This is a genomic window from Aquabacterium sp. (genome assembly GCF_004297345.1).
Classification (GTDB): domain Bacteria; phylum Pseudomonadota; class Gammaproteobacteria; order Burkholderiales; family Burkholderiaceae_C; genus Aquabacterium.
Map to the genome: position 1 here is coordinate 1 of NZ_SCTN01000210.1, position 10,123 is coordinate 10,123.

The window sequence follows — 10,123 nt, forward strand, 5'->3', positions numbered from 1 at the left end:
GCAATGACCGGCCCCAGATCCCAGCCGAGATAGCGAACGCCGGGCACCTTGCCATCCACCACATCACCCAGCGACGAGTCGATCAACTCGCCATCCAGGTAGATCTCGTCGGTACGCAGGTGCTTGAGGTCGCGATCGAACACATACAGCATGTGATCGCCTTCCAGGAAATACAGACGGCCTTCTTCGTAGCCGATCATGAAGCGCAGTTTGCTGCGCAGGCTGGCCCCGGCCCATGGGCCGCCGGTAAAGGTGGTGTTGGCCGAGTCGTAATCCAGCAGGCCGTTCTCGCGCCAGTAATAGCTCAAGGAACCGTCCGGATCCAGCCAGGCGCCACGGTCATCGCCCATGGCCAGCAGGTTGTTGTTGCCCAGTACAGCCGAGCCTTTCTGTGGTCCGTTCTGGATCACCTGCGCGAAACCGACGTAGGTGCCATCGGCATAGTTGTCGCCATAGAAGTCGAACCAGTAGTTGCGGGTCGGATACTGAGGATCGATGAAGTTGATATCCCAGTCTTCCGAGATATCGCGGGCGCGGGTCAGTGTGGTCGAGTTGCCCACCACATTGCGTGATGCCAGCAATGCAGCCCACAGGTTGTTGCTGGTGGCCTTGTTGTTGCCGTCGCCCACGATGGCGCCCGGGAACATCTTGCGTGTGTGCTGATTGGGGCGCACATCGTACGACTTGCCAGGATAAGCCTCACGTGGATAGACCACCACGCCACTGGACTCCTGGCGCGCGTCTTCCTTCCATCTTGCGGTCTGGGTCCATTGATAGACGTTCTGGGCCAGTGCCGACGTGTGGCACACCACACCAGCCAACACGGCGGCGGCCAGCGCCAGAGACTTGATAGAGAAAGACTGGGCGCTATTTGTTTTTGAAGGGAATGTTGTCATGACTACACCTTGATTTGAACGAATGACTGAACGCCTGGCATGCCGTCAAGGCGCGGGCGCATAGGGCGCCGCGTTGACGGTGGCGCGCAGCGTCAGGTCAATGGTCTGGGTCAGCGTGCCAAAATCGATAACCGGCAAAAGCACAGAAGCGTAATCGGGCAGGTGCAGCACCCTGGTGAAGGTGTCTTGCATGAGCGGCGTGAGCTTCAAGGTGCCCAGCACCTCCTGCAGCACGATTTTGCCGGGGACTTGCTGGAACACCAGCGGGCGTTTGACGGTGTAGTCGTACAGCGGTGTCGCCTTGCTGGTGGTGCCGCCAATAGGGGTCACGTCGGCCAGCACCTTCTTGGCGTGGTAATCGATCTGGAAATTCGCCAGTGTCAAACCAATCTTGTTGCCAGTCAGTTCGTCGTAGGTCCAGATCTCCAGCGCAGAACCGCTGGAGCTTCCTTTGACCGTGGCGGGCGCAAGACCAGCGTACTTGCTGGCGCCCAGCGTGATATCCGTGATCGGGAAATGAACGCCGTCAGCCTTTTGCGATGAATTACCTTTGGGGCTCACGACCAGACCGGATGACTCAAAAGAGAATATCGCGTCATCCGAAAATTTCTGAACCGAATCTGCGGTCAGCATGTTGATCATGATTTTCGTCTGCGCAAACGCAGGCGCCGCAGTGACCACTGATGCGACCGTCAAAGTCGAATAAGCAATATAACGAGAAACGATTGACATTACCAATTACTCCTGTAACTTACCCTATTGCAGCGCCACACATGTGCTTGTGTGCAATATCTTTCGGGCATGGCGTCATTTTGAGGATGATGCAAAACAGCTGACCTATGGGCAACCCCTGTTCCATATTCATACCCCGTGATCAAGCGGTCATATTTCTCAAAATATCGCAGACACAAACCACAAGAATACCCTTACATGGCAGGCTTTGACAAGAATATGGCAGGTTATGCAAAAACATTTACCCACCAATCATATTGGCAGTAAATATCAATAACTTGATATAGCTGTCAAATTAACAGGAATACCTGTGAGTACAACGGGCGGCAAAGCACTTGCCCCTTCTGTACGCAGGAAGCAGCGTGCGTCAGCCCGCCAAAACAGCCCTGAACATGGCCCGCTGCTGCGCATCGGACAAAGCAGGCCCTTTTGCGCAAATCTGGTCCAGCAAAACGCCATCCACAAGCGCCAGCAGCATCGGCGCCAGCCTGGCGGCATCCCGCAAACCAGCGTTCGTCAGCGCCAGTTCGGTAGCAGCCACAAACCGTTGACGCTGCTGCGTCACGATATCGGCCAGCTCAGCCTCGTGATACGCCACCAGGAACAACTCGAACCGCGCAACCAGGCGGGCGCGTTTGCCAGGTGACAGCCAATCAGCAACCCGGTGGATCAGAAGATCGATGAAGTCTTCGACGCCCCAGTTGGCCCGGCGCATCCGCTGCGCATCAGCTTGCAAATCTGCCAGGTCCAAAGCTGCATGGCGCATCAGGGCCAAGGTCAGCAGATCGTGACGAGTGCGGAAATAGAACGACGTTGATCCAACAGGCAACCCTGCCTCTGCGTCCACAGCGCGATGCGTCAAGCCTTTGGCGCCCGCATGGCCCAACAGGGCAATGGCGGCATCGGCGATCCTGGTTTTGCGGTCGGTCTCCATCAGTGCCCAGTCTACCCAGGGTTTTCGATCTCCTTGCTCGCCACTCTACAAATGTAGATTTCGCAACACTCTACATTTGTAGATAAGGAGAAAACATGCCAAATCCACATCGCCTGATCAGATCCCTTGGTGACATGAGACGCCGCGCGCCATGCCTGTTGACCCTGAGCACCATCTGCCTGCTGACAAGTACAAGCCTGATCGCCAACGTCAGCCTGGCCAGCAGTGCGCAGGCACAGAGCATCAATGCATCGGCGCAATTTGCTATCAAAGGCGTGCGCCCGGAAGCCTTCAGCTGGTTCTGGGACAACATCGACGAAGCCATGTTGATCGCCGCCAATGGCGACAACAAATCATTCAGCTGGCAACAGGCACCGTCGAGCCCGCAGCACCTCGGTTACTCGGCTGGCGCGAGCTACCGCACGGTGGCGGCGTTCGGGCTGGGCACGCACACAGTGGATGTCAGCTACCTCGACCCCAACACCATGCGCGGTCGCGTGGCCTCCGACAACTTTCTGGGCAGCAAGCCTTACAGCTTCCTGGCGCAAAACGTGTCGGTTGATGGCAAGCCGCCGTTCACGGTACTGATCCAGTACAACCCGGTTGGCAGCACCTTCAGCGACAGCCAGTTCCTCATCCAGGCCACGGCTGCCGCAGACCCCTTGTTGGCACAAGCCTATGTCAACCACCTGCGCAAAACCTTGCTGGGCCTGCAGCCCACCTTGATGGACGCCTTGAGCGAGCGCTACTTCAACGGTGTGCTCAAGAAGCGCGGCTACTACAGCATCGGCCAGGTGGACAAGAAGCTCAACGTCAAGCTGACCATCGTGCAGGAGATCAAAGGCATCGAGCCGCAGATGCTGGCCTGGTGGTGGGATCACATTGGCAACACGGCACGCTATCGCCTGTGGCAACCCGTAGATCACGTCTCTTTCGAGTGGACCATTCCGCCCAACAGCCCTGACCTGATGTACGACATCGGCGCCGTGCAAAAGGCCAAGGAATACATCGGCAAGACGGCACTGACGCTGAACATCACCGGCGCGGATCCCAAAGTCACACCGCCACCCGTGCCGCTGACAGACCCAGGCTACTTCTACGCCAGCACCAACCTCACGCTGCTGGCCAGCATCCTGCCCAACAACTCGCTGACGCACCAATGGCGCCCGAATGCCACGGGCGATGGCGTGGTGCTGACCAGCACTTTCGTCAATACAGCTTTGGCGCTGGTCATCAACCCGACCTTCTTTGACGACCTGGGCTCACACGCGCTGCGTGAGTTCCAGATGCTGCCCTACTTCCTGCCGCGTTTGTACAAACGCGAATACCTGAACCAGTAAGGCCCATGGCACCTGGCGTCTGAACGACTCAGGCCGCTACGGCTTGACTTGCAGGCGCCAGGGACAGCTTGCGGAAGGCGCGTGGTGCCAGCCCCGTCCAGATCTTGAAGGCGCGCGTGAAGCTGTTGCGATCCGTGAAGCCCAGTTCTTCACTCAAGCTGTCGATGTCCACCTGCCCGCCTTTGAGGCGCAACACGGCCAGCTCATACCGGCAACGCGTCTGGATGTCGCCAAACACTTCGCCTTCCTCTTTGAGCCTGCGCTGCAAGGTACGCGGGTGCAGCTTCATCAACTCCGCCATCTGCTGAATGCCCTGTCCCATCAAGCCAGGATCACGCCGGAAGTGGTATTCGATCTGCGCGGCCAGGCGCTTGCCGGGCGCAACGGGCAAAGTCTGCTCGATCACTTGATGGAGCTGCTTGTGCAAACCGGGCACGCTGCCAGGCAAACGCACATCCAGCAATGATGGCCGGATCCACACGGCATTGCGGGGTTGGCCCACCACGATAGGCGAGCCGAACTGAGCTTCACACAAAGCGCGCACGGGCCCTGGATCATGCTCAAGATCAATCCGCGTGACCAAGGGCTGATCACCCATCAGCATGCGCGAGAACTTGGCCAGGCAGGCCAGGTTCATCACGACAAAGTAGCCCGCCGCCTTGGGCGGATCGTCAGGCTGCGCCACCACCTCCACGATGATCGCAAAGCCTTGCGGCCCTTCTTCCGTGTAAAGGCGGATGTCCGTGTGCAACTGCGACACCCAATGCAAGGCGGCCAAGGCATCTCGCAAGGTCGGGCTGGTGGCCAGATAGGTTTCGATGGCCGGCACGGTATCAAACGCAAAGGACTGCCCGACCAGGAGCGGGAAATGGTGCTCGGGCGCGGTCTGGTACACGCTCTGCATCATCGCGTTGATCAGCCCTGCGCGGCTGATGTGATGTGCGCCGTGCTGGTCCGCCTGCAAGCCCGCATCCATCAAAAGCGGGTTGACATTGAGCCGGCACAAGGATGCGGCCCGAACCCAGGCGTTCAAGCACGGGAAGGGGATGATGTCGTCGGCCATAGAGTACGTGCTAGCCATGCTTCCGTCAGGTGGAACTGTCACATGCCTGTGCGCGTTTCGCCAAGCAGGTGAATTGGAAGCGATACATCGCGACACGACAAGGGTGTGCCGTGACAGAAAGATGCATTTGGCGACAGAAAGAAAAAAGCACCTGGTTGTGAATGCCAAGTGCTGGATGGGGTGGTAGGCCGTGTTGGACTTGAACCAACGACCAAAGGATTATGAGTCGCCAAAAGTGGCAATTCTTTGATGTTGACAGACGTTGACCCCGAAGCCCAAGCCCACATAAACATGCATACAAATCAACACGTTAACTTGTTTACACAAGTCCTTAGGTTGTTGACTAGCGTTGATTGATTGCCATAGAATCTGCTTACACGGCGCTTACATGACGGACGACAGGTAAGCACCACCCCAAAAAACCAGACCCGACACCGGGGGGTGTTGCAGATGGCAAAAGTACGGTTCACCGCGACACGGCTACAGGACTTCACGTCCAAAGGTAAGGCCCAAGCATTCCTGTGGGACTCGATGGCGCCCGGCCTGGGCTTTCGCGTTACCGCAAATGGCTCCCGCGCCTTCATCTTCCAAAGTCGCCTGGACACCCAAACCATTCGCATGACCATCGGTGACCCAAAAAGCTGGGCCATCGAAAAAGCACAGGGCGAAGCCCGGCGCCTGCAAGGTCTGATTGACCAAGGCAAAGACCCGCGCCAAGAAAAGGCCGCGACCATCGCAGCAGACCAAGCCGACCGCGCCGCCGCCAAACTGGACCGGCAGCGCCTTGAGGTGCTCGGGCTGACGGCATGGGGTGACTACTGCAAGGCAAAGGCCAGCAAGTGGGGCGACCTGAGCAAACGCGACCACGACCGCGCCATTCAGGAAGGTGGAGAGGACCGCAAGCGATTCAAGGGCAAGAAGACCCAGCCCGGCCCACTACGCGCCCTACTCTCTCGCCCATTGGTTCAGATTGATGCCGAAGCCGTAGAGGCCTGGGTGAAGGCTGGCGTGAAGACCCGGCCCACTGTGACCGCCAAGAACTTCCGTTTGCTGCGCGCCTTCATCAACTGGTGCACAGAGAACAAAGAATATGCGCAACTGGCTCAGGCCAACGCCTGCAAACCCAAAGCGACCCGCCAAGCCATGCCCAAGGCAACGGCAAAGGATGACGCCTTGCAACGCGAACAATTGGCCCTGTGGTTTGCCGAGGTGCGCAAGCAGTCAAACCCCGTCATTGCGGCCTACCTGCAAGCACTGCTGCTGACAGGCGCCCGCCGTGAAGAGCTTCTAGGCCTGCAATGGTCAGATGTGGATTTTCAATGGAACACCCTGACCATCCGTGACAAGGTGGAGGGCGAAAGAACAATCCCGCTTACCCCGTTCGTGGCGCAGATGCTGGCCGCACTGCCGCGCCGCAAGTTGCACAACGGCAAGGCTAACCCGTGGGTGTTTTCAAGCCCTCAAGCCGCAAACGGACGCCTTCAAGACCCCCGTATCAATCACAACAAGGCACTAAAGGCCGCTGGCCTGCCTCACCTGACTTTGCACGGCCTGCGCCGTTCCTTTGGAACCCTGGCCGAATGGTGCGAGGTGCCTGTGGGTATCGTGGCGCAGATTCAAGGCCACAAGCCCAGCGCCATCGCCGAGAAGCACTACCGCGTGCGCCCCATCGACCTGCTACGCCAGTGGCACACCAAGATTGAGGCATGGGTGCTTGAGCAAGCTGGAATTGAATTCACAGCAGACCAGCCAAAGGGCCTGCATGTTGTATCCGCCGCCTGACGGTCTCAGGCAATAGCGGGGCCGGGCAGTGTTGCGACCACTAGCCAACCCCTAACCACAACGCGCAACACAGAAAGGACCGCGCATCATGGCTGATGAGAATTTAACCGCTGAACCAACGCCATTGACTTCACTCTACGATGAAATTCTGCGGCGAATCACCAAGGCTCAAGGCATCACAAGCATGCTATGCGATGCCTTGAACGATGCCCAATCAAGCGCCGCATGGGCCGCATCTGACTTGCTTTGCGAAGCAGAAGACATGCTGACCCGCTATGACGCAATGGCACGGGAACAGGTCAAGCAGCCCCGCGCATAATAGTTTGACGCCCCAGCTAGGCCCGGCCCGCAAGCTGGACTGAACGACCACGCCCCCGAGTGGTCCCGCTGGGGTTTCTTCTTTCGGGGATGTGCACGGGGGTGCAATGGAGCAATCAGAGAAGCAGGCACAAGCCGAGCAAGAAAGTACCTTATTGGCCAATGATGGCCACGCCAGTTTGGTTGAGTATGTCTATAACGGTCGCCTGATTGACTGGCAGTATTGGGTCCAAAGCATGCCAGTTCTCAACCCATGTGATGCGTGCCGTCTGATGGCCGCTCTGGACCCGGACTTGTTCGCGGAACTTACATCGCGGCCAGTACCGCAAAACAACCCATCTCAAGCGTGCAATGAGGCAAGGCGCATGGAGCGGCTTGCCCTTGCTGAGGGGCTTGAAGGGCAGGCGCCGGATGTGTGGTATCGCTGGGCGTTAGAGCGTGGTTTCAGTGTTCATCACGGCTTTTTCGTGGCAGTGCGCGGTCGCTATCTGAGCGAGAACGAGACACTTGTGCTTGGCAACATGCCCCGTCTCGAGGCCTCCCGCTGGGAGTGTGCGCGCGTCATTGGGGCAGGTAAACGCCAAGTACGTTTAAATCATTTTCGCTATATCACCGATGTATCGATGACCTTTCCAGACTTCATAGAAGAGGTTGAAGAACGCATTACGCGGTGGTGGCGTGGTCAATACAAGCTGTGGGAAGCCGCCCAGGTTCTCGCCGATAGCGCAGCGTTGGACGTCAAAGAACTTGCGGAGCAAATGGACGCCGCAATCAGAGCCGGGCAACTCATCTATCGAGTCAATAACATTCGTGTGGACAAGCAGCGCATCACCCAGGAACATCTTTGGAACTGCATTGTTTTTCAAGAGGACGTGAATGGCTGGCTTGCACAAGAGGCGATAAGAGGCGAACTGCGCCTTGAATACCCTTATGCTGAAGCGCCGGAGGTCATGTTTGCGAGCGCGTCACTCGAAACCGCCGGGGATGGACTGGAGTCATCCTGCCAGGACAGCGGGCAAGTCACGGTCGAATTCAATATAGACACTGTGGGCCTAAACCCTCTCTCACTTGGCGCCATCGCAATTGAAGCCGCGAAGTCGAAGGCATGGGACGCAGAAAAGCAGACCACCGATAGGGCCAAGGACGTTTGCAAGGCGAGCGCAGAGGTCTTTCTAAGAGAGTGTCTATCACGCCTTTATATGCTCCTAGAAGGTGGCGCGATTGCAGCAACCAACCCGGTGGGCGGCTTTCCATTCCTCGCAGGGCACGACGACCCTAAATCAGCCGGGTGGCTGGTGACACCTGAAGACAAGGCAAAAGCGCTAGCAATGCTTGGCGTTGGGCCTGATGCATGCCTAGCCAAGCAAGACGAGGAAGACCAAGGTGAGCAACCTAATCGAGCAAGGGATTCTTGGAACCTAGTAAAGCCACTGAAGCCACAGGGCTACAACATGGCCCTGTACTCAGTTTTGAAGCGAGCACACGATGAAGGGAAGTCCTGCCCAAAACCGAGAGAGGTGCTAGAGAGATTTCGCGAAGACAAGCCCGCTTGTGTAACCCGGGTGCTGCCTGCATCATTCGAGTACCTGAGCGGCGAAGAAATTGAAGAACGCACTGTTTCGCTGAGCGCACTTGGGGAGGCAATTCGACGGATGACTAAGAAACCCCGCGAATAGCCCACGGACAACCCACAACTGGCACGACTCAATAGGCTGATTTAAAGCAAAAAAAGACCATCAACGCACCGAAACAAACAAAGGTGCAAACCGATGGCAATGCAAGCAGATACGCAGTTCCCGCCGCTGGAGACTGTTACCCGACCGGCAGTTGACACTGCCGCCGCCGCTTACTATCTCAATCGCAAGCCCCAGACTCTTAGAAGCTGGGCTTGCTTCGACGGGTCAGGCCCTATTCGGGCTTTCCGCATCAATGGTCGCCTGGCCTGGAAAGTGGAAGACCTGCGCCGCGTGCTGGGGGTGTCGCAATGAAAAAGCGCCCGAGCCCCAATAACGGAAACCCGAGCGCCCCACGCAAGCGCAAGTCTAGCAAGCCAGCCCACTTTCTGGGGACAGAGAACCCCCGCCACTTGCGGGTAATCATGGCCTTATTGGTCAGCCCTCGCACCCGTGAAGCCATAGACCGCATCGCAGGCGCCAGCAATGGCCCTGAGCTTATGGCCGAGCTTCGCCGTCGTGGTCTTGAGGCGCCTTGCAGCAAAACCCCGTGCATCGACCGTGACGGCTACGAGGTGAAGCGCGGGATTTATCACTTCACCGACCGCGATAAGCGACTGATTCGAGCATGGCTCAAGCGCCGTGACCGTCAACGCAAAGGGGGTAGGTAGCCATGGGAAGCCCACGCAAAAACGGTAAGCGAGGGGACTCGGGCCGGGATGCTGGGGGCTTCATTGCATTGCCATGGTGCGTGCTGGACAGCGCAGCCTATCAATCCCTGTCCATGCACGCCCGCGCCCTGCTGCTTGAGATGGCCCGCCAATACGTCCGAGACAACAACGGGCGATTGTTGGCATCACGGGCCTACATGGCGGGACGTGGATGGAATTCTGCCGACATGCTGACGAAGGCAAAGCGGGAATTGCTCGATGGCGGTTTCATCTTCGAAACCGTCAAGGGTCACCGCCCAAACAAGGCCAGTTGGTATGCCATCACCTGGCAGTCATTGGACACGCATGCCGACTTTGACATGGGCGCCGCCAGTGCTTTCAAGCGCAGTGCCTACCAGCAGGGTGCCACCTTGCCAATGCCAAAACCCAAGCCTTCCCGTGATGAGCTTTACAGGAAGTGGGACAAGCCCAACGGCGCAAGCCTTAGACCGCCCCACGGTACAGGAGCGCCACCAATAGGACCGCCCCACGGTACAGACACCCCGCCCCCTGTACCGCCCCACGGTCCTATCAAGGCCATTTCAACCCCTCTCTCTGTACCGTCACACGGACACCATCTAGATATGCCATCTGCTGAGCGCGCAGCGTGAGCGCAAGGCGAAAGGAAAGACATGACGACTGCAAAACAGACCTTCCCCGCCGTGACCATCGAAG

9 protein-coding genes are annotated in these 10,123 nt (G+C 57.9%); 5 read left to right on the forward strand and 4 right to left on the reverse strand.

From position 1 onward, the window contains the following. From EPO09_RS07510 to EPO09_RS07520, 3 genes are all read right to left on the reverse strand, one after another. Positions 1–896: hypothetical protein (locus EPO09_RS07510; protein WP_290641757.1), on the reverse strand; the 896-nt coding region annotated here is incomplete at its 3' end. Positions 897–941: 45 nt separating this feature from the next. Beyond that, on the reverse strand, positions 942–1,529 hold the full coding sequence (locus EPO09_RS07515) for a hypothetical protein (protein WP_290641759.1): 588 nt from the start codon (positions 1,527–1,529) through the stop codon (positions 942–944). Between the two features lie 466 nt (positions 1,530–1,995). After that, entirely contained in the window at positions 1,996–2,562 is a 567-nt protein-coding gene (locus EPO09_RS07520; RefSeq protein WP_290641760.1) for a hypothetical protein, read from the reverse strand. A 95-nt stretch (positions 2,563–2,657) separates the two neighbouring features. Between EPO09_RS07520 and EPO09_RS07525 the strand changes: the two genes are divergently transcribed. After that, the gene (locus EPO09_RS07525; protein WP_290641762.1) at positions 2,658–3,902 is read left to right on the forward strand and encodes a hypothetical protein; all 1,245 of its coding nucleotides are present in this window, start codon (positions 2,658–2,660) and stop codon (positions 3,900–3,902) included. A 28-nt stretch (positions 3,903–3,930) separates the two neighbouring features. On the opposite strand, the gene EPO09_RS07530 is transcribed toward EPO09_RS07525, so the two are convergent. Next, entirely contained in the window at positions 3,931–4,965 is a 1,035-nt protein-coding gene (locus tag EPO09_RS07530; RefSeq protein WP_290641764.1) for an AraC family transcriptional regulator, read from the reverse strand. 450 nt (positions 4,966–5,415) lie between these two features. On the opposite strand from EPO09_RS07530, the gene EPO09_RS07535 reads away from it, so the two are divergent. From EPO09_RS07535 to EPO09_RS07550, 4 genes are all read left to right on the forward strand, one after another. Next, positions 5,416–6,747 (forward strand): site-specific integrase, encoded by a 1,332-nt coding sequence (locus EPO09_RS07535; RefSeq protein WP_290641766.1) that lies wholly within the window; start codon positions 5,416–5,418, stop codon positions 6,745–6,747. An 88-nt stretch (positions 6,748–6,835) separates the two neighbouring features. Continuing rightward, entirely contained in the window at positions 6,836–7,066 is a 231-nt protein-coding gene (locus EPO09_RS07540; RefSeq protein WP_290641768.1) for a hypothetical protein, read from the forward strand. 106 nt (positions 7,067–7,172) lie between these two features. Continuing rightward, positions 7,173–8,741 (forward strand): hypothetical protein, encoded by a 1,569-nt coding sequence (locus EPO09_RS07545; RefSeq protein ID WP_290641770.1) that lies wholly within the window; start codon positions 7,173–7,175, stop codon positions 8,739–8,741. Positions 8,742–8,840: 99 nt separating this feature from the next. Further along, a complete protein-coding gene (locus EPO09_RS07550) occupies positions 8,841–9,053 on the forward strand; it encodes a hypothetical protein (RefSeq protein ID WP_290641772.1) in 213 nt (70 codons plus the stop codon). Positions 9,054–10,123 lie beyond the last annotated feature (1,070 nt).